The sequence below is a fragment of the Gracilimonas qinghaiensis genome, assembly GCF_046602855.1.
Classification (GTDB): Bacteria; Bacteroidota; Rhodothermia; order Balneolales; family Balneolaceae; genus Gracilimonas.
The window spans coordinates 664,167-688,909 of the sequence record NZ_JBKINJ010000002.1 but is presented as its reverse complement, the minus strand read 5'-3'; the positions used below and the strand labels follow the sequence as shown (position 1 = coordinate 688,909).

Here is a 24,743-nt window from a genome sequence, read left to right as displayed (position 1 = left end):
TATGAGAGAAACATTAGAAGAACAGTTAGATAATATACTAAATACGCTTCCGGAGATCATAGCCGCACTTACCCTGCTTGTAATATTTTTTCTGATCGGTAAAATTGCCAGCCGTGGCTTTACAAAAATCCTTGATTCCAGAACCTCGGCTATTAAACAAGTTCGTTTGGTTAAAAAACTTATCAGGTGGGGCTTTAATTTGATCGGATTTGTAATAGCACTTAACATTCTTGGGCTTACACAGGTAGCCGCCAGTTTTCTCGCTGCCGGTGGTGTTGTAGCAGTGGTCTTGGGTTTTGCTTTTAGAGAAATCGGAGAAAACCTGCTTGCCGGGTTTTTCCTTTCCTTCAGCCGTTCATTTGATGTAGGTGACCTTATCGAAAGTAATGGAATTCGGGGCATAGTCAAACGTATAGAGATCCGTGATGTCCATATCCGTACTGCAGATGGATGTGATGTTTACATTCCCAGTGCAACAATATACAAGAATGCGCTTCATAATTTTACACGTGATGGCCTCCGACGCGCCGATTTCACCATTGGAATTGATTATGGAGATGATCTCAAAGAAGCCATACGTGTTCTTCGGGCAGCTATTGATAACAGCAATTTGGTATTAGATAATCCGGCTTCTTCTATTCAGGTTTCAAACTTCACCGCAACTTACGTCGAACTTCAAGTTCTCTTCTGGGCGAACCTTTTTGACACCAACCTTGATCTGTTTGAGATAAAGTCACGCATCATGGATACATGCCACAGCGCCTTGTCTGAAAATAAATTCACCTTCAGCTCTAACGTAACTACAGCGGTAGATATGCTTCCGGTTCAGGTAAAGCTAGACAATGGCAAGGATCAAAATTCCGATCCCAGCAATTGAGCAACATCTTCAAGTAATTTTTTTTGCTTTTTGGTGATGGAACCGCGGGTGTTTGAATCAATATCGATCTGAGCCACAAATTCATCATCCTTCATGATCGGAACGACGATCTCAGACTGCACATCCACACTGCAGGCAATGTAATTGTCTTCTTCGTGAACATTCTGAGAAATGAATGTTTCATGAGATACAGCAACCTGTCCGCAGATGCCACTGCCAAACGGTATTCGGTTATGATCAGTCGGTTCACCCACAAAAGGACCAAGATGCAGTTCTTTCTTACCACCCGGATCGGCAAAATAGAATCCCACCCAATCAAACGTATCCACCTTTTTTTCGATCAATTCGCAAATAGCTAATAATTTTTCATCGCGAGCAATATTTCGGTCAAGGATTACTTTTGTTTCTGAAATGATATGATCTGCAGTTTTTTGTGTAAGGCTCATGTTTGGTAGTAAATGGATACTGAATGTTTCAGACAATGTTGTATAAATACTATGAAGCCAAAGTTAAGCTTTACGGAAAGCAAAAACATCTTCTTTAAATTCATAAAAAGGTCCTTATCTTTGGGGTCGAATGGAAGAATTATTTAACGACATAATACCCTTTTCAACACTCTTTATGAGTGCACTTGGCCTTTTTGCAGCCAGTTTCTCCTCTCTGTTTTCAGTGGTGAATCCTTTTGCAGCCATGCCGGTGTACATTTCCCTGATGGAAAGCCACACCGATCCTGAAAAAATCCGCACGGCCCGAAAAGCGAGTACGTACATGTTCTTCGTACTCATCACCTTTTTGTTGATCGGTACTTACATCCTAAGTTTTTTTGGGATCAGTCTTCCCGGCATTCAAATTGCCGGTGGACTTGTCATTGTTCGCTCAGGTTTCTCAATGTTGAGCCCTGATAATGCGGGTAAGAAACTCACCAAAAAAGATCAGGAAGCTGCCATGGATAAAGAAGACGTCTCTTTCAGTCCGTTAGCCATGCCATTACTCTCCGGTCCGGGCAGTATAGCCGTTGTTATCGGTTTTGGATCTGAAGCTCAGGGCATTGCCGATTATTTTGTAAGCGGGCTAGCTGTTTTATTTACTGCATTTCTCGCTTATCTCATACTTCGGGTTTCACCTAAATTAGTTAAATATATTGGAAGGTCGGGTATGTCTGTTATTACCCGCATGATGGGTTTCATTGTACTGGCTATAGGTATACAATTTGTGATCAACGGAATTTCAAAGTTCTATGGTATTGGCTAACATATATTTACCATTCAGTTCCCTCTCTTTTTTCACCTTCTGATTACAATTAACATCTCTATTCATTAGTTTCTACGCTTAATCGCAATTAAACGGACATCGCCCTGTTACTCCTCGAAGAATATTTAGCAGCCTTTTCCTCATTCATGTGGGGATATCCACTCGTTATTTTATTGGTCGGTGGCGGACTTTGGTTTCTGATCTATTCGGGCTTTACCCCATTCAAGTTCTTCTTCCATGCCATAGATCTGGTTCGCGGTAAATATGACAATCCTGATGATCCCGGTGATATAAATCATTTTGAGGCCCTCTCAACCGCACTGGCTTCTACTGTGGGAATGGGAAATATCAGTGGGGTTGCTGTAGCGATCTTTATGGGAGGTCCCGGTGCGCTCTTCTGGATGTGGATGAGTGCTATTGTTGGTATGGCCACTAAATATTTCACGTGTACCCTTTCCATCATGTATCGCGGTGAAGACAGCTCAGGTAAGATTCAGGGCGGCCCCATGTACGTCATACGCGAAGGTTTAAACAAGAAATGGATGCCACTTGCTTACCTTTTTGCTCTTGCGGGATTATTTGGGCCACTGCCGATCTTTCAGACAAATCAGTTGGTTCAAATTTTAAGAGATTTTGTTTATATCCCGAACGGCTGGGTTGAAGCCGATGCTGCTTTTTCCGGAAACCTGATAACCGGTATTGCGCTGGTTGGATTGGTATCGCTAGTGATCTTTGGTGGTATCACCAAGATCGGTAAAGTCGCTTCAAAACTTGTTCCGTCTATGGTGGTTATCTATTTCGTTTCCGTTGTGTTTATTCTTGCCGTCCATATTGGAGACGTGCCTTATTATTTAGGACTGATCATAACGGATGCCTTCACCGGAAAGGCTGTGATGGGCGGAGCCGTTGGTCAGTTGATCATCATTGGCATTCAGCGCGCGGCTTTCTCAAATGAAGCAGGAATTGGTACGGAATCGCTGGCTCATGGTGCTTCCAAAACCAAAGAACCTGTTCGCGAAGGACTTGTTGCTATGATGGAACCCGCCATCGATACACTGATCGTTTGTACCATGACCGCCCTTGCCATTCTGGTGACCGGCGTTTGGCAAACCACCGAAGCCAATGGTGTAACCTTGACCCTGAATGCCTTCAACGAGGCCTTACCCACTTTTGGGACCTACCTGTTGATGATCTCTGTATTCACTTTCAGCGTCAGTTCTATGCTGTCCTATTCCTACTACGGGTCAAAATGTCTGGGCTTTTTACTGGGTGCCGACAAACAGCACCTCTACAACTACTTCTACGTTTTCTCCATCATCTTTGGAGCCGTTGCCTCCCTTGATGCTGTGATCAACCTGATTGACGGGATGTTTGCCCTCATGGCAGTACCTACTATGATCTCAGCCCTGCTGCTTTCACCAAAAGTTAGAGCTGCTTCCAAAGATTATTTCAAAAGATTAAGAGCGGGCGAATTTCAGGAATATAAAAAATAAGGTTTAGTTTTTAGAGGATAATCACACTGATCTTCATGCCGGTGTATATGTCACAAAACACTTACTGTTAAGGGCTTTAGCCCATCATTCTTGTTAAACTCTGTTCCTTAATTTTTTGTCTCTTTCCTTACCGCTACATCTTTTGCATATTCTGAACTGTTCCATAATTCAATTTTTCTAATCACTAATTCCCAAAATATGAAGCGAGCGATACTATTCCTGCTGATGGTTTTTGTCTCTGTACAAGCCTTAGCTCAGATCCCAACTATTACTGAAAAAACAGAAGGACTTACCAAAACAGAGGGGTTTTTCGACTACTACTATGATGAGTCCAAAGATCAGCTTTGGCTTGAGATCGATAAACTGAATTCTGAATTCATCTACGTAAATTCCCTTACTGCCGGTATTGGCTCAAATGACATCGGATTGGACCGTGGTCAGCTCGGCGATACTCGTATTGTTTATTTTGAACGCCGAGGACCAAAAGTGATGATGATACAGCCCAACTACGGCTTCCGAGCTGAGACCAATAATGAACTTGAGAAGAAATCTGTTCGAGAGGCTTTTGCAAAATCTATTCTTGCCGGGTTCGAGGTCGCTGCTGAAGAAGATGGGAAAGTATTGATCGACCTGACTCCGTTTTTAATGCAGGATGCCCATGGCGTCACCAACTCACTTCGTCGCTCCAACCAGGGTTCCTATAGCCTGGATAAAAACCGTTCCGCCATGTATACCGAGGGAACCATGAATTTCCCCAAAAACACAGAATTTGAAGTTACTCTGACATTTGCCGGCAGCAATCCCGGTGGATGGGTTCGCTCCGTGGTTCCAACCCCGGAGGCCATCACGGTTCGCCAGCATCATTCCTTTGTGGAACTACCTGAAGATGGATATAATAAAAGAGAATATGACCCGCGTGCCGGGTATTTTGGGATTACCTATCAGGATTATGGCACGCCCATAGATGAACCACTTGTAAAACGATTCATTTCCCGCCATCGGTTAGAAAAGAAAAATCCCGAAGCTGAAGTAAGTGAACCGGTTGAGCCGATCGTCTATTATTTGGACAACGGAACTCCTGAACCGGTCAGAAGTGCGCTTTTAGATGGAGCCCGCTGGTGGAATCAGGCTTTTGAAGCCGCCGGTTATAAGAATGCTTTTATTGTGAAGGTGCTACCTGAGGATGCCCACCCGCTCGATGTTCGCTACAATGTAATTCAGTGGATACACCGCTCAACCCGGGGCTGGTCTTATGGCTCTTCCGTTCGTGACCCGCGCACCGGTGAGATCATCAAGGGACATGTTTCGCTTGGCTCACTCCGTGTCCGTCAGGATTTTTTGATCGCGGAAGGACTGCTTGCGCCCTATGCTGATGAATCTAAGGAAAATGCCATGATGCAGGAAATGGCGCTGGCCCGTATCCGACAGCTTTCAGCTCATGAAGTAGGTCATACCATTGGAATTGCGCACAATTTTGCAGCAAGTGTAAATAATGATGCTTCGGTGATGGACTATCCGCATCCACAACCTAGGATCGTTAATGGTGAGATCGACCTTACTGATGCCTATGATGTTGGAATCGGAGAATGGGATAAAATGGCTGTGGCTTATGGCTATCAGGATTTTCCCGATGGAACCGACGAAAAGGCTGCTTTAAATGAAATACTTGCAGAAGCCTACAGCACAGGATTGAAATATATATCTGATCAGGATGCGAGGCCGCAAAGCGGTGCCCACCCATATGCACACCTTTGGGAATTTGGTGATGATCCTGTTGCTCAGCTCCCAAAGATCATGGAGATCAGAAACAAAGCTCTAGAAAATTTTGGGGAGGCTAACTTGAAAACCGGTCGCCCGCTGGCTGAATTACAGGACGTACTCGTACCCATCTACCTGTTCCATCGCTATCAGGTAGAGGCAACTGTGAAAGTGATCGGCGGACTCGACTACACCTACAAAGTGAAGGGGGATGAACAAGCCTATCCTGAGATCGTTGACAGGACAACACAAGAAAAAGCACTAAATGAAATGCTGGCAACTATTTCACCGGAAGCACTGGCTTTACCGGAAGATCTACTAGAGATCATTCCTCCACGCCCGGCCGGACTTGGCTACTCCCGTGAACTATTCATTGGTAATACAGGTCCTGCTTTAGACCCACTTGCCGTTGCTGAAACAGCAGCCGACCTTCCCGTTAGTTTAATCCTAAATGCTGATCGCGCGAATCGATTAGTGGAATATTCCGCGCGAACCGGTAATCTTAGCCTCGAAGAAGTTCTAGATGCGCTTGTTAGTATCAGCTGGGATCAAAACTCACCTAAAGGATATTTAGGGTCAATTCATCGAACCGTAAAGCATGTTGTTCTCAAAAATATGTTTCAATTAGCTGTCTCCAACAGGGCCAACCCTGTGACCAAGGCTATTATGCATAAGAAGCTTATTGAACTGCAAACCGTACTTACCGGTAAAAATGATGCCGATAGCCAATATGGGGCACACCTGATCGCACAGTTCTTGACCAATCCCGAAGAATTTGAAGTTGAAGAGGCTCCTGCTACACCTCCCGGTTCACCGATCGGAAGCGAAGGCATGTTTTATTGTGAATTCTAATTAAAACACATAGCACTTTGCACACAGCACATATTTTTGTGCTATGTGCTCTGTGCAATGTCTTACTTTAACTATGCGCATCCTCCCACCCGACAAACTACTCGAAGCCTATGCTCAGGGCATCTTCCCGATGGCCGAAAGCAAGGATGCCGAGAATGTAGATTGGTACACTGCCAGAAAGCGGGGAATCATTCCTATCGGTGGTTTTCACACCTCAGATAATCTTGCCCGAATAATCAGGCAACAACGGTTTGAGGTTCATGTCAATCATAATTTCCGGGAAGTCGTCAAACAATGCGCCAACCGTGACTCTACCTGGATCAACGATCTGATCATCAACTCCTATGATATACTGAATCAACACGGAAATGCCTACAGCGTGGAAACCTATCGGGAAGGTAAATTAGTGGGGGGGATTGTACGGCGTAAAGCTCAAAGCTGCTTTTTTTGGCGAAAGTATGTTCAAAAAAGAGAAGTGGGCCGATAAAGTGGCCTTGTACTATTGCCATGAAATATTGAAGAAAAATGGCTTTCTGCTGTGGGATACTCAGTTTTACACGGATCATTTGGCTCAATTTGGCTGCACTGAAATCGAAGCTGATAAGTACGAAAATATGCTGGAGAAGGCACTGAAGAAGGACTGTGAATTTGTTCTTTAAGGTGTTTCTGTACGAAGGTCTTAACGTGTTAAAGTACCCTTTTAGATACTTTAACACATTAACACATAAAAAAAGCCGCCCCGGAGCATGAATCTAAAACTCACCTCCGAAACAGCGATTTGGATAGGATATTCATTACACTGATATTTAAACGGATTGTTACACATAAATTGTGAAATTTTTTTCAACTATGAATCTCAGGTACAAACCAAACAGGCATCTGGACCGACTGCAGAAGATCTTGAACTTTGATGTGAGTGATTCTTTCCCCGGCCCCACTTTTCTGTTTCTGGATGCTGTTTCCAGAGCCGGTATTTTTGCGGCAGTGATCTCCACTCCTGTCATATTATGGGATCTGTATAAGTTAAAACGATATGGCTGGCTGATCTCTTTTATTCTGTTTATAGTACTGCCAACCGTTGGGTTCTATACTATATTCAATATGATCGGATGGATGAATGTACTGATCCTATTGCCGCTATTATTTATGGGAGTATACTATTATATACTCCGGCTCACCATCCCCAACTGGCGGGAACCGATCTTTTCTACCACTCCTAGATCAGATTATGAGTGATATCGCGAATTTTAGGACTTAGACTCTAGCTCAAAATTATTTCAACTCATTCCTTTGGTTCAGTTCGAGCAGGAATGGATCATCTATTTCTAAGAGATCCGTGTTATGGAATTGGCTTCAAGGTAAATAAGGTGAATTGCTCACAGGCTGGCTATATCGAAGCCTCCGGCACCACTCTTGCACATTTCTAGCTTGACAAGATATTCTTAATGATACTCTGAATGAAATGATGGATTCATGTGGTTTAAAACTGCTTTATGTAGAATTCTCGACCCGATCAAGTAACGAGGTCAAACCACTATCATCTATCAAAAAAACATTTATCCACATTGTTGTTGATAAGGCGGATTAGAACTCGTATTTTTACAGGCTCTGTATTTGGCGGAGAAAAATCGATTTGACACAATACTATGTTTGAAGATCTGTCCTCAAAATTAGATAAAGCATTTCAATCCCTGAAAGGGGAAGCTCGCATCACGGATGTGAATATAGCGGAGACTGTCCGTGAAATTCGCCGTGCCCTGCTTGATGCTGACGTTAACTATGAGGTTGCCCGCCAGTTTACAGAAGATATTAAAGAGCAAGTGCTCGGTTCTGATGTACTCACCAGTGTTAATCCCGGCCAACAGTTCACGAAGATCGTGTACGACAAGCTGGTTGAAACATTTGGTGGTGAAAAGGCTGATATTGCACTCGCTCCCACCCCACCTACTGTAATTCTTATAGCCGGACTTCAGGGTTCGGGTAAAACTACCTTTGTTGGTAAGTTAGCCCGACACTTAAAGCAGGAGCATAAAAGGAATCCTCTTCTTGCTGCCGCCGATGTTTATCGCCCTGCCGCTGTTGACCAGCTTAAGACACTCGCATCTCAAATTGATGTTCCGGTGTATTCCATCGAACAGAAAGATGCCGTTCGCGTTGCCAAAGAGGCTGTTTCCATGGCCAAAAGCTTGGCACTCGATACGGTTATTATTGACACCGCGGGTCGTTTACACGTAGATGAGGGCATGATGAATGAGGTTGCGGAAATCAAGAAAGCCGTAAACCCTCATGAGATCCTGTTTGTTGTCGATGCTATGACCGGACAGGATGCTGTAAATACAGCCAAAGAATTCAATGAACGTATTGATTTCGACGGTGTGGTTCTTACCAAACTGGATGGTGACACCCGTGGTGGTGCTGCCCTCTCCATTAAAACCGTTGTTAACAAGCCTATTAAATTTGTGAGTACCGGCGAGAAGCTGGATGCTCTGTCTCCTTTCTACCCTGACCGAATGGCACAGCGTATTCTGGGCATGGGTGATGTGGTTTCGTTTGTTGAAAAAGCTCAAAAGGAATTTGATGAGGAAGAAGCTGAAAAACTTCAAAAGAAAATTAAGTCGGATAAATTCGACCTGAATGACTTTCTCGAACAAATTCAAAAGATCAAGAAGATGGGAGACTTCGGTGATCTTGTTAATATGATACCCGGCGCCAGCAAAGCATTGGATGATGCAGAAATCGACGACGATGCGTTCAAACCGATTGAAGCTATAATCTTATCAATGACGCCGGAGGAGCGTCAGAATCCCGAGCTATTGAATGGAAGTCGAAGACGACGAATAGCCCAAGGTTCTGGCACCACAGTTCGTGAGATAAATCAACTCATGAAACAGTTCGATCAAATGAAAAACATGATGAAGACCATGTCAAAAATGGGTAAAGCCGGACGTGCTCTTCAAGGACTGAAAAATCTGCCTATCGGCCGATAAGAACTTATAACTCAAACACACATAGTGGAGAACAGCATTGTTAAGAATCAGATTACAACGCAAAGGACGTAAGAAACGCCCAATCTGGCATATCGTAGTTGCAGAGCGACATGAAGCACGCGATGGCCGTATTGTTGAGCGAGTGGGACGTTATGACAACGTTACCGAGAAAAAAGAAGTGGTACTCAACGAAGACCGCATTCTATATTGGTTAGATACCGGTGCACAACCTACCGATACCATTAGAAAAATTCTTCGCAGAGAAGGAATTCTGTACAAACGCCACCTCATGAACTGGGGCAAAAGCGAAGAAGAAATTGAAGCTGCAATGGCTGAGTGGAAAGAATACCGCGATTCCAAAAGAGAAGATGCTGCCAGCCGTAAAGAAGACCATAAGGCCGTTCTTGCTGCTGAAGAAAAGGAATACAAAAAGCATATCCAGGAAAAATCCAAGCAAGCTGCAGCTGAAGTTGAAGCTGAAAAAGCAGCCGGTGAGCTGGAAAAAGAAAAAGGTCCCAAGTCTGATGCAGACAAAATTGAGGAAGCCTTAGAAAACGCTGAGAAATCAACTGAAGAAACTGCAGCTGCTGAAGAAGAAGCCGTGAAAGATACCGAACCTGTATCAGGTGAAGTAGCCGGAGCAGCAGAAGCGGATGAGGTTGAGGACGACCAGAAAATTGACGCTGAAAAACCTGTCGGTGAAGCCGAAGCTGCTCCTGAAGTAGTTGAAGAAGAAGATGTGGCAGCGCCACAAGAGCCTACTGCAAAAGAAGCAGCCGAAGCCGTTGAAGAAAACATCGCTGATGCTGATGAAGAGCCTGCTGTTGAAGAGGCCGAAACTGAGGAAGAAACCAAAAACGAAGCTCCTGCTGAAGAAGAGGAAGCAAAGGAAGACGAAGAAGAAACTTCCGGTCAGGTTTCAACCGACATGACTGCCAAAGAGGCTATTGATCATATCAATGATACGGATCTTGATGACCTCAAAGGATTTGTACCCGACGATGAAGACCGTGTAACGGTTCAGCGTGCCTGGGAAAGTAAACAAGAAGGATAATCAAACTATCCGGCGCCTATGAATCAGGACGCCATTACACCGGATTTTGTTCAGGTGGGGCATGTTGAACGCTCCCATGGACTCGAAGGCAACCTCAGGGTTTTCTTTGACGTCGATGATCCTGCCAAAGTAGAAGATCTCACTCTGGTGTACTTGCGAAACGACCGTGGCGATTTTATCCCTGCCCGCATCACAGATTTCCGGGTTGAAGGTAAGAGAAATAAATTTTCGTTCTTTGTACAATTTGACCATATCGCTGATCGCACAGCCGCTGAAGCCCTGAAAGGGAAAGGCATCTTTCTGGAAGCAGAAAATGCCGACTTACTCTCAGACGACAGCAGCCAAACCGATAATTCCCTGATCGACCATGAAGTATTCAATGATCAGAATGAATCGCTTGGCCTTGTGATAGATGTAATGGAGAATCCGGCTCACCCCATATTAGTGGTAGCAACCACCTCGGGCAGCCGACTCATTCCTTACATTGAACACTTTGTGCGAGACACCCGCGATGGAAGCATCTATTGCCAGAATCTTGACGAGCTGGAGGGTATTTGATATGATGAGAATCGATATCATATCCGCTGTTCCCGCCCTCTTAGAGAGTCCGCTCAACCACAGTATTGTAAAGCGGGCCATCGACAAAAACCTGGCTGAAATCCATGTGCACGACCTTCGGGATCATACCGAAGACAAACACAATAAAATAGATGATTATCCTTATGGCGGAGAGCCCGGAATGGTGTTAACTCCACAGCCGATTTTTAGCTGTATCGAGAAACTCCAGACCGAACGTGAGTATGATGAGATCATATTTACGGCACCCGATGGCGATGTATTTGTACAGGGAGATGCCAATGCACTTTCTATGAAACAAAACATCATTATCCTGTGCGGGCATTACAAAGGAGTTGATCAGCGTGTAAGAGATGAATTGATCACCAGGGAATTTTCCATTGGTGATTATGTGCTTTCGGGAGGTGAGATCCCGGCTTTAGCAATAACCGATGCTATAGTCCGGCTTCTTCCCGGTGTGTTGGGAGATGTGGGAAGTGCATTGAATGATTCATTTCAGGATGGATTGCTGGAAGCGCCGGTATATACCCGGCCTTCAGAATTCAAAGGTTTAAAAGTACCTGACGTACTGCTTTCCGGCGACCACAAAAAAGTTGAAGAATGGAAGCATGAGCAGTCTTTAAAAAAGACAAAAGAACGAAGAGACGATCTGTACAAAAAATTTAAGAAAGAACATTAATAACTGAACCTCCATTGATTGGAGGTTAAAAATCAGAAATCATGGATAAGCTAAAACTTGTAGAGCAAAGCCTTATAAACGAGGATGTTCCTCACTTTACTGCAGGCGACACGGTCAATGTACACTATCGTGTTCGTGAGGGTGAGAAAGAACGTATTCAGCAGTATGAAGGCATTGTTCTTTCCGAACGTGGAAGCGGCCCAAACAAGACTTTTACTGTGCGCAAAATCAGCAGTAACGTCGGTGTTGAGCGTGTTTTCCCTTTGAATTCTCCATTCATCGCTCAGATCGATGTTAAGAAAAAAGGTAAGGTCAGACGTTCTAAATTATTCTACCTGAGAGAACTGCGCGGTAAAGCAGCTCGTATCAAGGATAAGGAAGTCAAGAAGTAATCATTCTGATTACATTTCTGACCCTTTTACTGACAGCGGTCTCATTTATGAGGTGATATAATTATGTCAGCTACAGAGATCGCTCATGTCTTTGTCTGACCTGACAGGTCAGACACATATCGATCTAAATCAGAAAACATAATTTTCTCATGAACATCATTTTATTCGGACCGCCCGGTGCAGGTAAAGGAACTCAGGCCAAAAAACTGCAGGATGAATTCAATATTCCACAATTATCCACAGGCGATATTTTCCGTGCAGCCATTAAGAACGAAACGCCCCTGGGCCTCAAGGTTAAGTCTATATTGGATAATGGTGAACTGGTGCCGGACGAAACAGTTGTAGACCTTGTGGCTGATGAGCTCTCAAAGGAGAAGTATGATGATGGGTACATCCTTGATGGCTTTCCGAGAACCGTTGCTCAGGCTGAAGCTTTTGATGAGTATTTGAAGGATAATGATGACACTTTGGACGCTTTCATCTCCCTTTCCGTACCTGAAGAAGAACTCGTTAAACGCATTCTTTCAAGAGGCGAAGGCCGGGCCGATGACACAGAAGAAAAAGTAAAAACGCGTCTGAAGGTATACCGCAAGGAAACCAAGCCTGTTCTTGACCATTACCAAAAGCAAGGTAAAGTTCATGAAGTGAATGGACTCGGAACGATTGATGAGATCTTTAACCGCATTAAAAGCACCTTGAAGTAAGATCTCTTCATAAATTAATCAATTTTAAGAGCCTCATGCTTATAGTAGCGTGAGGCTTTTGTTTTTAAACCAATCCCTTCAAATTTAATGTATATTGGTGCAGTGACCATTCACATTAATTAAAGGTTCATATATGACTAATCACACAGGAAACCGGCTCATAATTAGCGGAACCACTCTTGCTATAATTGGAGGATTAACCGTAATTCTTTCCGGTTACGGATATCAGTGGGGTTGGTGGTCATTTGGATTTGGTTTTAGCATCATTCCCTGGGGTACCGGAGTAGCTATTCTTGGCGGTCTAATTTCTGCCATTGGTTTTTTTAAGATCCCTGATCGCACGAAAAATCAGACTATTGCAGGTACCTTTGGTATCGGGCTAGCGATCATTGCATTGGTCAATATTGGATATTGGTATTTAGAGATCCAAAAGGGTTACCCGCCTATTCACGACATTACCACAGATACTGTGCATCCTCCTCAATTTGATGAGATCATCCCTCTGAGGGTAGACGCGCCTAATGCACACGAATATATATTTGAGGACGGACCTGCTGAAACTCAAAAATCTTTTTATCCGGATATTTCCCCTATTGAAACCTCGTTAAGTTATGATGAGGCGTATAATAAAGCCTTGGACACAGCAAAAGATATGCCCTGGACTTTAGTTAATGAGAGCCGAGAGGAGGGCAAGATTGAAGCATACGAGAAATTGCCTTGGTATGGCTTTATAGACGATGTGGTCATCAGGGTTGATACCACTGAAACCGGCAGTCGTATAGATATCCGTTCCAAATCACGTATAGGGCGCGGTGATCTGGGCATCAATGCAGAACGGATCCGATCTTACGTTAAGGAGTTCAACAACTAGATGAGCTTAACAAACGCTTTATTGTTGTAAACGATCAACTACAGCCTCAGCCATCATCTTGGCTGATTCCGGCTTCCTCCTGAACCATAATTCAGGTTCAATAAGCTCAAGTTCTGAAACCGCCAGATTGCCATCATTGTCTTTCATGATATCTACACGGGCATAAGCCGGTTTTTCGGGACAGGCCTCCACCGCCTGTAAACCCAGTTCGATCTCTTCTTTTGAAGCTATATGATCATGAACGGTTCCACCAAAATCATCCTGCACCCGAAAATCACCGGCTTTGGCTTTTTTAAGTACGGCATGACTGTAGGCTCCTCCAAATATCATCAAGGAGACCTCGCCTTCATCAGGAATTGAATATTGAAAAGGCTGCAGCATGAAATCCTCTTCTTTCATTAGTGGTTTCAGGTGCTCCTCAACTTCATTCATAGTACGTTGAGTGATCTGAAAAGTATGCCTTGCTGCACCACCGATAGCCGGCTTTACCACAGTGTGATTCCACCCCGTTAAATTATGCAGTTCACTCAGCGTCAATAATGAACCGCGCGGAATGAAACGGGTCGGGATGATCGGCACCTTTTTATTACCAAGATCTTCCAGGTAATGCTTGTCTATATTCCAGTTCAAAAGATCGATGGAATTAATAAATTGTGTGTGATCTGAAATTCTTTTTGTCCAGGCATAAAACTCTGCAAAGCGATCAAAATAATCCCAATTGGTACGGAATAAAACGGATAACGTCTCTTTCCACTCAAATTCAGGGTCGGACCAGGATCTTCTTTCAACGATAAAACCTTTCTCTTCCAAAGCCTTTCTGACCAAACTATCTTCTGTCAGGATATTTTGAGTGTATTGATCAGGATCTTCAGGGTCAACATACCTTGAATCTGTCAGAATGATCACGTCGTATTTTGCCATACCAGTTGTTTTATAGAAAAAATTTATCTATTCAAGAACGAAGTTTGAAACTTAAAATCCAACACATCAATTTCTTCATATTTTAGAGCTAAATTACTTTTATTTATAGAAACGGGTTTTTCATCAATCAATCATACCATGAGATCGCTTTTAATTTTTTTATTCACCATCCTTCCTCTGTTTGTTATTCAGGCTCAAGTTATTGACACTTCTGAGTTGAATAAGCTCCAAAGCGGACAGTATAAACTAGCTGAGGGTCAACTACAGGTCGTTTTTAACGATACAACAACGTTGTCATTCATTCAAAAGGAGCTACACTCACTTGGATTGCAGATCAAGCAAAGTGAGTTTGAAAATGTGGTTATGATCATCGAAAATCATCCTGAAAAAGACGATATACGATCTCTACAAAAAAATGAAACGGTCAAGATGGTGATCAACGAAGCTTCATATCTTAAATCTGAATCCGGCGGAACGGCTCCTCTAACCGACATTTCTTTGCAAAGTATAGACCCTGATCTCATCAGCGATTTTAAATTCAAAGATCAGTATCAAGTCGTATTTGTAATATTGGAAGATAATGCTGCCATAAAAGATGCAGACCGTATCATAGGCCAGTATCAGAATTTGAAATTTAATACACTTAATCAAGGACGAAGAGCTGCCGTGATACTTACCGGCACAAATGATGAGGATGAGATCATTACACTTCTCGAAAGTAAACCCTATGTAAATAGCGTGGCCTACATGGGTATAATTGAGTAAAAATCAGAATAATCCTAACTGAGTATCCTGTTTATTTACCGGCCATTCCCGAAGAAGGGGTAATTCAACCAATTCAGATAACAATTCATGAAAGTAACGACACAATTCAGCCTGTGATACCCGATCCGGTGAGTGAATAAACACATACGGGTGTAGTCCCTCGCCTATCCACTCTGCCACAATGATGGCCCATTCTTTCAAATAGGGTTCGTTATTAAGTTTGTCATTTGAACCCACGTACCGTAACACCGGCCGGGCTCCGGTGGTATCAAAACGTACAGGTACCTTTGGTTTTTTCTTTTGCGCTTCTGCAATTGAAGATTCGGTTGCCTTCATAGAGTGCAACTTTCTCGTATCGAATATGACCCGATCCACATCATAACTTTTAAGCAAGGAGATCAGATTTCGCTCATTCCTTCCATGATCAAAAAAATCTTCATGCCTTACTTCTACTGAATAGCTAAAGGCTTTTGGCAGTATTGAGAAGACATCTTCAAGGCGGTATAACTCTTTTGGGGAAAAATTTTCAGGAAACTGTATCATGAAAGGCCCCAGCTTTTCTCTTATGGGTTCAAACAACCTTACAAAATCAAGCACGTCCCCCTTTACGTTATACATTCGTTTCTCATGAGTAATATGCTTTGGGAACTTAAAGCAAAACTTGAAGTCCCTTGGAGTTTGTTCGCCCCATTTCTTTACAACAGAATCATCCGGGATGTTATAAAAAGTCGAATTCCCCTCTACCGCATTAAAAACGGAGGCATACTGTGAAAGGAATTGACGTGGTTTGGCATCTTCAGTATAAAACTCCCCCTTCCATTCCGGTTGACTCCAAACTGAACACCCCAAATGATATGGCATTGTGGTTTTTATTTCTTTAAATCTTTTGAGTGTAATTAACTAATTCTCTAAATCACATACCATTTCTTATAGTTCAATAACTTTATTAGTTGGGATTGCCTATGATTTAGTACCGTTTGTTGTAAAAAATCTACCTTTTTTTATTTTTTGTAAATCTTATTTGTACACTAGTGCCATATTCATGACCGCTTCTGTCGCTTAATAGCGGTTAACAATTAAATAAAATTATTTATAAAATGTCACTAAAAAACTCTCTATTCGGTGTATTAGCGGTACTTTTGTTACTGACTTCTCCATTGAAAGCACAAAAAAAGAACCTTGCTCCGGCCGATTACGCACAATGGGAGCAAATCTACGCTGCAAGTTTATCTGATGCCGGCAACTGGTTTGCCTACCAGATTTCATTAGTTGAAGGCGATGGCTGGCTAATGCTGATAAAGGTGAATTCTGAAGAAGAGCATAAATTCATGTATAGCTCGCAGCCAACTTTTTCAAACGACAGCAAATGGTTTGCATTCCGGATAGGTGTTTCTGAGGAAGAAGAAGAAAAACTAAAAAAAGATGACAAGAGTGTTAAATATGATCTCGGGCTTGTAAATCTCACTTCTGCTAAAGTGGATACGTTTAAAGCGATTCAGGATTTTGAATTCTCGGAATCCGGAAGTCACCTGGTAATGAAAAAATATCAAGCCGAGGAAGTAAAAACGAGTGGTACCGATATTGTTATTCGGAATTTAAATACCGGCACCAATCAGTTGATGGGAAATGTGTCTGATTTTAGATTTAATGATGCCGGGACTCACCTCGCGGTGGTAATAGATGCCAATGAGAAACTCGGAAATGGAGTGCAGCTTTTAAACCTGAGTACAAACAGCATTTCAGTTTTAGACAGTGACACGGAAGCATACAAAGGACTTACCTGGCATGAGGAGAAAAGCGCATTGGCGTTCATGAAAACTACCTCTGATACCGTGCATACAGGTGATTCACATATTGTATTTGCCTATCCCGACGTAACCAAACCTTCTGCGCAAAAGGTCTTCGATCACACCCAAAACAATGCCCTGCCGGAAGATTTCAAGGTCGTTGAACATGCAGGTATTGAATGGGCTGAAGATGCCGAAACGGTATTTTTTGGAATCAAAGAATGGGAATTAGAAAAAGAAGAGCCTAAAGATACCTCGGCTATAGCTAAATTGAATGAGGGAATGGATTCAACCAATGTGGAAGTTTGGCACTGGCAGGATGATCCAATTCAGCCGCAGCAGCAAGTAAGACAGAGTCAGCTAAAAGAAGCTAACTACCTTTCAGCTTGGCACCTTGATAATAACGAATTTATGCAGCTTGAAGACGAGCAGATCGAGAACGTTTCTTTAACCGGTGATCAGGAACACGCTATAGGCTACGACCCAAATCCTTATGAACCGGCTTTCCGCGAAGAATGGAATGATGTATATGTCATCAATGTAAAATCAGGCGATCGTAAAATGATCCTGGAACGCCACGAAAATGTGGATAGCAGTCCGGGAGGTGAATATATTTACTACTTCCAAGATAACAACTGGTTTACCTACCACATCGGTAACGACAAACACACGAACATTACCGGTAACATTGATACACGTTTCCAAAATTATAAAGCTATTTTTGGCGCTGAAGACTTTCCTCCCTTTGGCACAGGTCAGTGGGTAGAGGGCGATGACTGGCTATTGGTCTATGATGAATTTGATGTGTACCGCATTTGGGCTAATGGAGAGAACTATGAGAAGCTCACCGATGGAACGGCCAGCGAAATTCGCTATCGCCAAAACAGGATCGATTATGAAGATGATCATCTATCTGAAAATGAAGCGATCTATTTTTCTAAGTATGGTTACTATACCAAAGACCGTGGCTATGCGCGCCTTGATAACCGAAACCAGTTAACAGAACTTATTTATGACTCTAAAATGATCAGTCGCCTGGATAAAGCAGAATCAACCAATGATTTTGTATTTATGATGGAATCCGCCACGGAATCCCCAGACTTCTATCATGTGAACTACGATTTCGAGAATCCAACAGCTCTTACAAACACGAATACTCAACAAGACGAATATTATTGGGCTGATGACGAACTGGTCACCTTTACCAATGCCCGAGGAGACAAGCTTCAGGGACGATTACTCTATCCCGCCAATTATGAGGAAGGCAAGAAATACCCGATGATCACGTACATCTATGAGTTGCGTTCACAGAACATGCATAATTATAGCATTCCAACTCGGACGAGCCCGTATAATATGCGACGGTATTCTTCAGAAGGATATTTTGTATTTGAGCCTGACATAAATTACGTGCTTAGAGATCCCGGCGTTTCAGCGGTTGAAAGTGTAGTGCCTGCCGTAGAAAAAGTTATAGAAAGCGGAATGATCGACGAGACCAAAATTGGACTGACAGGTCACTCATGGGGAGCTTATCAAACGGCTTTCATCATCACCCAAACTGATATGTTCAATTCTGCCGTAGCAGGCGCTCCTCTTACCAATATGGTGAGCATGTATGGTTCCGTTTATTGGAATTCAGGCACTCCGGATGCTCAGATATTCGAAGTGAGTCAGGGCCGTTTCCCGGACCCTTACTGGCATGATTGGGAAAATTTCATTGAGAACTCCCCCATCTTCCAGATGGAAGATAATACAACTCCGCTGCTGGTTGAGTTTGGAACCGAGGACGGAGCTGTTGATTTCAATCAGGGAGTAGAGCTGTACAATACCATGCGCCGGATGGAGAAACCCTATGTAATGCTGGTTTACGAAGGTGAAAATCACGGCCTGCGCAGGGAGGAAAACCGTATCGACTACGCTACCCGGGCTTTCCAATGGCATGAGCATTTCCTGAAAGGGAAAGACGCTCCAAAATGGATCAAAAGCGGAATCCCATACATCGAACGTCCCGCTATGAAAGACAAGAAGTAAAATAGTGAAAAACTAATCTTCTGATCATCAGTACCTGTTATTAATAAACGCAGCCCCCACAAAGGACTGCGTTTTTTCTTATGAAAATAAAAATACAGTCATTTTATCCCGAAGTATCAGGATTATTAACTGAAAATTTTGATTATACTCTTCCGCATATAATTTTAGATCCAAAATCTCTCATTTTTAATTTCTTAAAATGCCTTTTGAAACCCTTGATTACCTTGTTGTTGCAGGATATGTCCTCCTGATGATAGGCGTAGCCTGGGCAGCTAAAGTGCGCGGACAAGAATCCCTTGATGATTTTTTTGCAGGCGGTAAAAACCTGCCGTGGTGGCTGGTCGGTGTTTCGATGGTGGCTACCACATTTGCTGCAGATACTCCGCTTGCCATCACAGGCATTGTAGCGCGACAGGGAATTGCAGGTAATTGGTTTTGGTGGAACTGGATGATATCCGGAGTCGTGACGGTTTTCATCTATGCCAAATTATGGAAACGAGCTGATGTACTAACCGATGTCGAGTTCATTGAACTTCGCTATGGCGGCAAGCCTGCCAGTTTTTTAAGGGGATTCAGGGCACTGTATTTTGCCTTTCCCTTCAACTGTATCATCATGGGTTGGGTAACCGTTGGGATGGCCAAGATCCTTACCGTTGTTACCGGGGCCGATCAGTGGATCGTGATCATCATTCTCTATGGACTTATCGGTCTATACATTGCTATTTCCGGTCTTTGGGGAGTCATTGTTACCGACTTTGTTCAATTCATTCTCGCCATGATCGGCACCATTGCGCTCGCTTATTTTGCTGTGGATCATGTTGGCGGTTTGGATGAACTCAAAACACAATTAAGCGATGCCGTCAACTACGATGTACTCAGCTTCAACCCATTCACAAATCCTGAGATCGCAATGACGACGGCTCTCATCTGGGTTGGAATGAACTGGTGGGCAGCCTGGTATCCCGGGGCTGAACCCGGTGGCGGAGGTTATATTGCCCAGCGCATGTTCTCTGCCAAAGATGAAAAGAATGCTGTAGGTGGAACCCTTCTTTTCAATATTCTCATGTACGCGGTACGGCCCTGGCCATGGATCCTGGTTGCATTGGTTGCCATGGTAGTCTTTCCAAACCTTGAGGATCCCGAAACGGGATATCCTCTGATGATGCTGGAAGTGCTCCCCGTAGGATGGATGGGGCTGTTGATGGTGGCCTTTCTATCGGCTTTCGTTTCTACAATATCCACACAGCTTAACTGGGGAACCTCCTATGTGGTCAACGATTTCTACAAACGATTCATCAAAACACCGGAGGATTTTGAATCGAAGGATAAAGCTCAAAAACACTATGTATTTATCTCCCGCATTGCCACCCTTTTGATGGCCGCTCTGGGTGTTGGGGTTTCCTATTTCTTTGATTCCGTATCGGGTGGGTGGGAATTCATTCTATCTCTTAGCGCGGGCATTGGCGGAGTCCTACTGCTACGATGGTTTTGGTGGCGGATCAATGCATGGAGTGAGATATCTGCTATGATCGCCGCCATGATCGGGGCTGTCTACTCCAACCAGATGGGATATGATTTTTCAGGCGGAATGATATTTACTACAGTTTTTTCAACAGCCATTTGGTTGACAGCTACCTTTATTACAAAACCGGAATCGGACAAAACGCTGAAAAAGTTTTATGCCAAGGTAACACCCATGGGTAATTGGAGCCGTTTTTCGGAAGGCAAGGAATCTCCTGATGAGCTGCTTCCCTCTCTTGTCAACATTGCACTTTCAATTGGTTCCATCTTTGGATTCCTATACGGCCTCGGACAGATATTCTTCGGAAATATCCTGTTTGGGATAAGCTGTATCGTAATTGGGGGAATACTGGTTTGGTTTGTTGTCAGGAAGATATAATTGAGAAGGGAATTCCAGGTCTGTGTCAATTATAGATTGTTCCAATATTACCTGTTAGAAAATTTCCTTTTTGTATATTTAAGTCATTAAAGTTTTCAGCGATAATAGATGCTACAAGCATTTTCTCAATAAATGAGTAAAATTATTACAAATTTTTTACGCATCGGCTTTACCGGTATTTTTTTGGTATTCACGGCATTATACCTGCCAGCCCAATCTCAAAGTACTCAGTCGGATTCCATCTGGACCTTCGATCAGATCCGTACGGACCTTGATGGTGATCAGGTTCCGGATTACATTAAAGAAGATGTGACCGTTACTGGCATTGCAAATATCAACAGCGGGATACTTCATGAAAAATTTTTACAGGCTTTCGTTCAAAATGATAGCTCCGGAATCTCCATTTTTGCACAAGATATTGAAACTCCCTTCCGGGTGGGTGATAGCCTTGTTGTAAATGGATACATCGACCAATATAACGGTCTCATTGAAGTTCAGGTCACCTCCTACTCTGTTCACCCGAGTTCATCCGGCCTGCCTGCTCCTGAACCTCTATTAAAAGTAGCAGAGGATCCAGCCAATTATCTGGGAATGATGGCTGAGGGAACCGGTCGTGTGATAGAAAAAGGAGCCACTTTCAATGGGAAATACGTTATCATCTCTTTGGCTGAGACAGCTAAAAGCATTATGGTGTATGTTTCCAACTTTCATGTGTTCTACGAAGATTTTGATTTTGGAATATTAAGGCAGGGTGATGTTATACATGTCAAAGGAGTTATCACCGAGTACAATCCTGAGTTCCCTGAGCGGAGATCCTATAAGCTATTTTTGAGAACTCCTGATGACCTTGAGTTTGAACAATTGCCTCGTTTTTACCGGAACCTTATCCTGAGCGCAATTGGTATTGCAATTCTTTTCATTGTAGGATGGGTTTTTGTTTTACGGTACCGTGTAAATTCAAAGACTCAGGATATCCAAAAATCTCTAAAAGAAAAAGACACTCTACTACGGGAAATTCATCACAGGGTCAAAAATAATCTCGCCATTATTTCCGGACTGATAGAATTACAGCTGGGTAATACAGATAGTGAAGAAGCTAAAAATGCACTCTTGGACAGCCAAAATAGAATTCACTCCATAGGCTTAATACACGAAAAACTTTATAAAACTGAATCCTTAACCGATATCGATCTGGGGTATTACATCAAGGACCTTGTTGAGGCTACTCATGGTACTTTTACTGAATATGAGGATGATGTATCTTTAAATTTTGATCTTGATACAATTGAAGTTGACCCTGATAAGGTAATCCCTTCCGGATTATTGATCAATGAATTGGTGGTAAATGCTTACAAACATGCTTTTAAAAAAGGCAAGCATGGTGAGCTCAAAATAACTGTGAAAAAGAAGAACGGAAATATACTGCTCAGGGTCTCTGACAATGGCCCCGGTTTACCCGATGATTTTGAAATGGATCAGGGTAATGGTCTTGGTACCATGCTCATTACATCCTTTTCAGATCAGCTAAATGCAAAAATGAATATCGAAACTGAAAAAGGGAAAGGAACTACTTTTACCTTTACATTTCCACAAAGTTAGACCGTAAATTTCATCTGACCTACTTCTATTTGTACATCTCGGCTATGTTCAGCAGCCTGCTAAGGTCCTCAACCCGCTCCATTTCTTTTTTACGCTCATAACTATGAATGAGATTCCTCAGGCAGCGTAATACGATATCCAGATTGGTTGCCATCTGAAAATGCTCAGGTCGGGGTTCAACATTATTCTTTTTCAAAAAGAAATAGCATTGATCGTAGGTAACAATAGCCCCGTTATCATAGGGATCGACAAGCAATTCTTCTTTATCTCCCACATAATTCAGCATGAAATGAATGGGCATATTGATGCCAAAGAATGGCATTTGAAGTCGCCGTGCCATAAACATTACGATCAGGCTTAAAGAAATTGGAAGTCCCTTGCGTCGATCGATCACCTGATCCAAAAAACAGTTCTCCGGTGCGTGATAATTATCTGCATCGCCATGAAAATTCAAGTCCTCAAAAATAAAATTGAGTAACCGCTTCATCTTTCGCTTTTCGTCGAGCTTATATTTAACCTGCGGCTCAACCATCTGCACGAAATGATCCAGCTTTTTCTGATACTCACTGATACGCAGGGTTGGATTTCCGAAACGGGCAATAGTCAGAACAGCTACCTCAAGTGATTTCCGTGTTTTCAAGCCTCCTTCAAGCACTTCAATAAAGTCAGACTCCAGTGTATTAAAGGTCAGGTTATGGATCACCTCGTTCACTTTTTCTTTGGCATCGGCGCCTTTTACCGTCGACTTATACTGATCCAGCAGCGGAACAGCGCGTTCTCCAAGCTCTTGCAGCCTGTTTTGCACACTTTGCTGTACAAATGGATCCGGATCATCCATTAAAAATAAAAGCGACTCTATCTCTGATTTTGAGGTCATTATATACGTTTTCAGATTGGCATTGAAGATATTAATTCAATGATCCAATTACTTCTTATAAATGCTCTTGTTATCCGTTATATTTAACGGTTCTGTTAACCTACATAGACAACCATTATATGGACATTAATGTTTCTTCTGAGATCGGTCACCTAAAGGGAGTGATCGTTCATACACCCGGACACGAAGTTTCTCTGGTAAACCCTGAACTTAAGGATGAACTCTTATTCGATGACATCATCTTTGAAGAAGACGCACGGGGAGAACACCTCGATATGCTAGATATCTTTAAAGCTGCCATGCCAAAAGACGGGCAAGTCATCGAGATCGTAGATCTGTTCAAGGATGTATTTAAAATTGAAGATGCCCGCTCGTATTTCATTGAACAGCTGATCAAAGAATTTCCGGAAGAAAATCTACACGTCATTGAAAAAGAATTGCATCAGTTATCGCCTGATGACCTGCTCAAGTTCGTGATACAAGGTTACCTTGAAAAATCAAAGGGCTTCACCCTTCATCCATCGCCTAATCTCCTTTTTACAAGAGACCTTGCAGCAGTTGTTGGAAACGGAATATTGATCTCACGGGCTGCTAAAAAAGCCCGGCTCAGGGAATCACTGATGATGGAGACACTGGTTGAGTATCATCCAATGTTTGAATCTGTTAGAAATAATGCCATTCGGATTTCCGGCCAACAATCCATTGAAGGCGGGGATGTGCTTGTGGTATCTGATAAATTGGTGCTCATTGGAATGAGTGAGCGGACATCCTTCAGTGGACTTATGAAAGGAACCGAAGGGTTACTTCAGCGAGGGGTAGAAACGGTATTGGCAGTTGATATCCCCAAGCAACGTTCGTCTATGCATCTCGATACTATTTTTACCTTTGCAGACGAAAATGAATGCATCGCCTTTCCTCCTGCAATCATGGAACAACAAGAAAATGTAGTTGCCCTGTTTAAAGACGGTGATTCGATCAGATCTGAAACCAAACCCTCTTTAAAAAGCGCCCTGGAGGAAGCAACCGCCAGAGATTTCAACTTCATCAAATGTGGCGGTGAGAACAGAACCAATCAATTTCGGGAACAATGGACCGATGGCGCCAATGTTTTTGCTTTAGCACCCGGAATAATTGTCGGATATGAACGTAATACCAACACTTTTAACACACTTGTGGATCATGGCTATGACCTAATGACACAATTCGAGTTTGTGGAAGAATTTGCCGACAAAGACTTCAACCCCGGAAAAGACCAAAAGATCGCCATCAGCTTTCAGGGGCATGAACTATGCCGCGGACGCGGTGGCGCCAGATGTATGACCATGCCGATTTCAAGAAAGAGTTTAACCCAGTAAATTCATCAGAGACT

23 protein-coding genes are annotated in these 24,743 nt (G+C 43.0%); 19 read left to right on the top strand and 4 right to left on the bottom strand.

Features of this window, described 5'->3' with window-relative positions; all coding sequences use genetic code 11:
* The first annotated feature begins 1 nt into the window (after position 1).
* On the top strand, positions 2 to 877 hold the full coding sequence (locus tag ACKGJO_RS12940) for a mechanosensitive ion channel family protein (protein ID WP_411323859.1): 876 nt from the start codon (positions 2 to 4) through the stop codon (positions 875 to 877).
* Here the strand turns inward: ACKGJO_RS12940 and ACKGJO_RS12935 are convergent.
* The gene (locus tag ACKGJO_RS12935) at positions 853 to 1,323 is read right to left on the bottom strand and encodes a GAF domain-containing protein (protein ID WP_411323858.1); all 471 of its coding nucleotides are present in this window, start codon (positions 1,321 to 1,323) and stop codon (positions 853 to 855) included. The two genes, ACKGJO_RS12940 and ACKGJO_RS12935, sit on opposite strands and share 25 nt — an antisense overlap.
* A gap of 130 nt (positions 1,324 to 1,453) precedes the next feature.
* Here ACKGJO_RS12935 and ACKGJO_RS12930 point away from each other — a divergent pair, with 130 nt between their 5' ends.
* The 13 genes from ACKGJO_RS12930 (at position 1,454) to ACKGJO_RS12870 (ending at position 13,494) form a co-directional block, all read left to right on the top strand.
* Positions 1,454 to 2,128, top strand: a complete 675-nt coding sequence (locus ACKGJO_RS12930) for a MarC family NAAT transporter (protein ID WP_411323857.1) — start codon at positions 1,454 to 1,456, stop codon at positions 2,126 to 2,128.
* 146 nt (positions 2,129 to 2,274) lie between these two features.
* The gene (locus ACKGJO_RS12925) at positions 2,275 to 3,621 is read left to right on the top strand and encodes an alanine/glycine:cation symporter family protein (protein WP_411323856.1); all 1,347 of its coding nucleotides are present in this window, start codon (positions 2,275 to 2,277) and stop codon (positions 3,619 to 3,621) included.
* Between the two features lie 198 nt (positions 3,622 to 3,819).
* Positions 3,820 to 6,231: a zinc-dependent metalloprotease gene (locus tag ACKGJO_RS12920; RefSeq protein ID WP_411323855.1), complete on the top strand. Its 2,412-nt coding sequence runs from the start codon at positions 3,820 to 3,822 to the stop codon at positions 6,229 to 6,231.
* Between the two features lie 73 nt (positions 6,232 to 6,304).
* Positions 6,305 to 6,718, top strand: a complete 414-nt coding sequence (locus tag ACKGJO_RS12915; RefSeq protein WP_411323854.1) for a leucyl/phenylalanyl-tRNA--protein transferase — start codon at positions 6,305 to 6,307, stop codon at positions 6,716 to 6,718.
* The gene (locus ACKGJO_RS12910) at positions 6,690 to 6,890 is read left to right on the top strand and encodes a hypothetical protein (protein ID WP_411323853.1); all 201 of its coding nucleotides are present in this window, start codon (positions 6,690 to 6,692) and stop codon (positions 6,888 to 6,890) included. The genes ACKGJO_RS12915 and ACKGJO_RS12910 overlap by 29 nt, the downstream gene beginning before the upstream one ends.
* Before the next feature lie 172 nt (positions 6,891 to 7,062).
* A complete protein-coding gene (locus tag ACKGJO_RS12905) occupies positions 7,063 to 7,467 on the top strand; it encodes a hypothetical protein (RefSeq protein ID WP_411323852.1) in 405 nt (134 codons plus the stop codon).
* Between the two features lie 410 nt (positions 7,468 to 7,877).
* The gene (gene ffh / locus ACKGJO_RS12900) at positions 7,878 to 9,218 is read left to right on the top strand and encodes a signal recognition particle protein (protein WP_411323851.1); all 1,341 of its coding nucleotides are present in this window, start codon (positions 7,878 to 7,880) and stop codon (positions 9,216 to 9,218) included.
* A gap of 37 nt (positions 9,219 to 9,255) precedes the next feature.
* Positions 9,256 to 10,272, top strand: a complete 1,017-nt coding sequence (rpsP, locus tag ACKGJO_RS12895; RefSeq protein WP_411323850.1) for a 30S ribosomal protein S16 — start codon at positions 9,256 to 9,258, stop codon at positions 10,270 to 10,272.
* Between the two features lie 18 nt (positions 10,273 to 10,290).
* Positions 10,291 to 10,830, top strand: coding sequence for a ribosome maturation factor RimM (gene rimM, locus ACKGJO_RS12890; RefSeq protein ID WP_411323849.1), 540 nt, complete (start codon positions 10,291 to 10,293; stop codon positions 10,828 to 10,830).
* Positions 10,831 to 10,834: 4 nt separating this feature from the next.
* A complete protein-coding gene (trmD, locus tag ACKGJO_RS12885) occupies positions 10,835 to 11,527 on the top strand; it encodes a tRNA (guanosine(37)-N1)-methyltransferase TrmD (RefSeq protein ID WP_411324091.1) in 693 nt (230 codons plus the stop codon).
* 41 nt (positions 11,528 to 11,568) lie between these two features.
* Positions 11,569 to 11,919, top strand: a complete 351-nt coding sequence (gene rplS / locus ACKGJO_RS12880) for a 50S ribosomal protein L19 (RefSeq protein ID WP_411323848.1) — start codon at positions 11,569 to 11,571, stop codon at positions 11,917 to 11,919.
* A gap of 149 nt (positions 11,920 to 12,068) precedes the next feature.
* A complete protein-coding gene (locus ACKGJO_RS12875) occupies positions 12,069 to 12,623 on the top strand; it encodes an adenylate kinase (protein ID WP_411323847.1) in 555 nt (184 codons plus the stop codon).
* A gap of 133 nt (positions 12,624 to 12,756) precedes the next feature.
* Entirely contained in the window at positions 12,757 to 13,494 is a 738-nt protein-coding gene (locus ACKGJO_RS12870; RefSeq protein ID WP_411323846.1) for a DUF1499 domain-containing protein, read from the top strand.
* An 18-nt stretch (positions 13,495 to 13,512) separates the two neighbouring features.
* Here the strand turns inward: ACKGJO_RS12870 and ACKGJO_RS12865 are convergent, their stop codons facing one another.
* Positions 13,513 to 14,415 (bottom strand): ATP-grasp domain-containing protein, encoded by a 903-nt coding sequence (locus ACKGJO_RS12865; protein WP_411323845.1) that lies wholly within the window; start codon positions 14,413 to 14,415, stop codon positions 13,513 to 13,515.
* A gap of 138 nt (positions 14,416 to 14,553) precedes the next feature.
* On the opposite strand from ACKGJO_RS12865, the gene ACKGJO_RS12860 reads away from it, so the two are divergent.
* Positions 14,554 to 15,180 (top strand): hypothetical protein, encoded by a 627-nt coding sequence (locus tag ACKGJO_RS12860; RefSeq protein WP_411323844.1) that lies wholly within the window; start codon positions 14,554 to 14,556, stop codon positions 15,178 to 15,180.
* 3 nt (positions 15,181 to 15,183) lie between these two features.
* Here the strand turns inward: ACKGJO_RS12860 and ACKGJO_RS12855 are convergent, their stop codons facing one another.
* Positions 15,184 to 16,041, bottom strand: a complete 858-nt coding sequence (locus tag ACKGJO_RS12855; protein WP_411323843.1) for a DUF72 domain-containing protein — start codon at positions 16,039 to 16,041, stop codon at positions 15,184 to 15,186.
* Between the two features lie 236 nt (positions 16,042 to 16,277).
* Between ACKGJO_RS12855 and ACKGJO_RS12850 the strand changes: the two genes are divergently transcribed.
* From ACKGJO_RS12850 to ACKGJO_RS12840, 3 genes are all read left to right on the top strand, one after another.
* Positions 16,278 to 18,998 carry an alpha/beta hydrolase family protein gene (locus ACKGJO_RS12850; RefSeq protein ID WP_411323842.1) on the top strand — a complete coding sequence of 907 codons (2,721 nt, stop codon included), beginning with the start codon at positions 16,278 to 16,280 and terminating at the stop codon, positions 18,996 to 18,998.
* A gap of 199 nt (positions 18,999 to 19,197) precedes the next feature.
* On the top strand, positions 19,198 to 20,898 hold the full coding sequence (locus ACKGJO_RS12845) for a sodium:solute symporter family protein (RefSeq protein ID WP_411323841.1): 1,701 nt from the start codon (positions 19,198 to 19,200) through the stop codon (positions 20,896 to 20,898).
* A gap of 132 nt (positions 20,899 to 21,030) precedes the next feature.
* Positions 21,031 to 22,497, top strand: a complete 1,467-nt coding sequence (locus ACKGJO_RS12840) for a sensor histidine kinase (protein ID WP_411323840.1) — start codon at positions 21,031 to 21,033, stop codon at positions 22,495 to 22,497.
* Positions 22,498 to 22,522: 25 nt separating this feature from the next.
* On the opposite strand, the gene ACKGJO_RS12835 is transcribed toward ACKGJO_RS12840, so the two are convergent.
* Positions 22,523 to 23,374 (bottom strand): transglutaminase family protein, encoded by an 852-nt coding sequence (locus ACKGJO_RS12835; RefSeq protein ID WP_411323839.1) that lies wholly within the window; start codon positions 23,372 to 23,374, stop codon positions 22,523 to 22,525.
* Between the two features lie 119 nt (positions 23,375 to 23,493).
* Here ACKGJO_RS12835 and ACKGJO_RS12830 point away from each other — a divergent pair, with 119 nt between their 5' ends.
* Positions 23,494 to 24,729 (top strand): arginine deiminase, encoded by a 1,236-nt coding sequence (locus tag ACKGJO_RS12830; protein WP_411323838.1) that lies wholly within the window; start codon positions 23,494 to 23,496, stop codon positions 24,727 to 24,729.
* Positions 24,730 to 24,743 lie beyond the last annotated feature (14 nt).

Excerpts from the sequence above, each read along its gene's own strand:
- ACKGJO_RS12940 (WP_411323859.1), top strand. The coding sequence starts at position 2 with ATGAGAGAAACATTAGAAGAACAGTTAGATAATATACTAAATACGCTT.
- ACKGJO_RS12935 (WP_411323858.1), bottom strand. The coding sequence starts at position 1,323 with ATGAGCCTTACACAAAAAACTGCAGATCATATCATTTCAGAAACAAAA.
- ACKGJO_RS12930 (WP_411323857.1), top strand. The coding sequence starts at position 1,454 with ATGGAAGAATTATTTAACGACATAATACCCTTTTCAACACTCTTTATG.
- ACKGJO_RS12925 (WP_411323856.1), top strand. The coding sequence starts at position 2,275 with ATGTGGGGATATCCACTCGTTATTTTATTGGTCGGTGGCGGACTTTGG.
- ACKGJO_RS12920 (WP_411323855.1), top strand. The coding sequence starts at position 3,820 with ATGAAGCGAGCGATACTATTCCTGCTGATGGTTTTTGTCTCTGTACAA.
- ACKGJO_RS12915 (WP_411323854.1), top strand. The coding sequence starts at position 6,305 with ATGCGCATCCTCCCACCCGACAAACTACTCGAAGCCTATGCTCAGGGC.
- ACKGJO_RS12910 (WP_411323853.1), top strand. The coding sequence starts at position 6,690 with ATGTTCAAAAAAGAGAAGTGGGCCGATAAAGTGGCCTTGTACTATTGC.
- ffh (WP_411323851.1), top strand. The coding sequence starts at position 7,878 with ATGTTTGAAGATCTGTCCTCAAAATTAGATAAAGCATTTCAATCCCTG.
- rimM (WP_411323849.1), top strand. The coding sequence starts at position 10,291 with ATGAATCAGGACGCCATTACACCGGATTTTGTTCAGGTGGGGCATGTT.
- trmD (WP_411324091.1), top strand. The coding sequence starts at position 10,835 with ATGAGAATCGATATCATATCCGCTGTTCCCGCCCTCTTAGAGAGTCCG.
- rplS (WP_411323848.1), top strand. The coding sequence starts at position 11,569 with ATGGATAAGCTAAAACTTGTAGAGCAAAGCCTTATAAACGAGGATGTT.
- ACKGJO_RS12875 (WP_411323847.1), top strand. The coding sequence starts at position 12,069 with ATGAACATCATTTTATTCGGACCGCCCGGTGCAGGTAAAGGAACTCAG.
- ACKGJO_RS12870 (WP_411323846.1), top strand. The coding sequence starts at position 12,757 with ATGACTAATCACACAGGAAACCGGCTCATAATTAGCGGAACCACTCTT.
- ACKGJO_RS12865 (WP_411323845.1), bottom strand. The coding sequence starts at position 14,415 with ATGGCAAAATACGACGTGATCATTCTGACAGATTCAAGGTATGTTGAC.
- ACKGJO_RS12860 (WP_411323844.1), top strand. The coding sequence starts at position 14,554 with ATGAGATCGCTTTTAATTTTTTTATTCACCATCCTTCCTCTGTTTGTT.
- ACKGJO_RS12855 (WP_411323843.1), bottom strand. The coding sequence starts at position 16,041 with ATGCCATATCATTTGGGGTGTTCAGTTTGGAGTCAACCGGAATGGAAG.
- ACKGJO_RS12850 (WP_411323842.1), top strand. The coding sequence starts at position 16,278 with ATGTCACTAAAAAACTCTCTATTCGGTGTATTAGCGGTACTTTTGTTA.
- ACKGJO_RS12845 (WP_411323841.1), top strand. The coding sequence starts at position 19,198 with ATGCCTTTTGAAACCCTTGATTACCTTGTTGTTGCAGGATATGTCCTC.
- ACKGJO_RS12840 (WP_411323840.1), top strand. The coding sequence starts at position 21,031 with ATGAGTAAAATTATTACAAATTTTTTACGCATCGGCTTTACCGGTATT.
- ACKGJO_RS12835 (WP_411323839.1), bottom strand. The coding sequence starts at position 23,374 with ATGACCTCAAAATCAGAGATAGAGTCGCTTTTATTTTTAATGGATGAT.
- ACKGJO_RS12830 (WP_411323838.1), top strand. The coding sequence starts at position 23,494 with ATGGACATTAATGTTTCTTCTGAGATCGGTCACCTAAAGGGAGTGATC.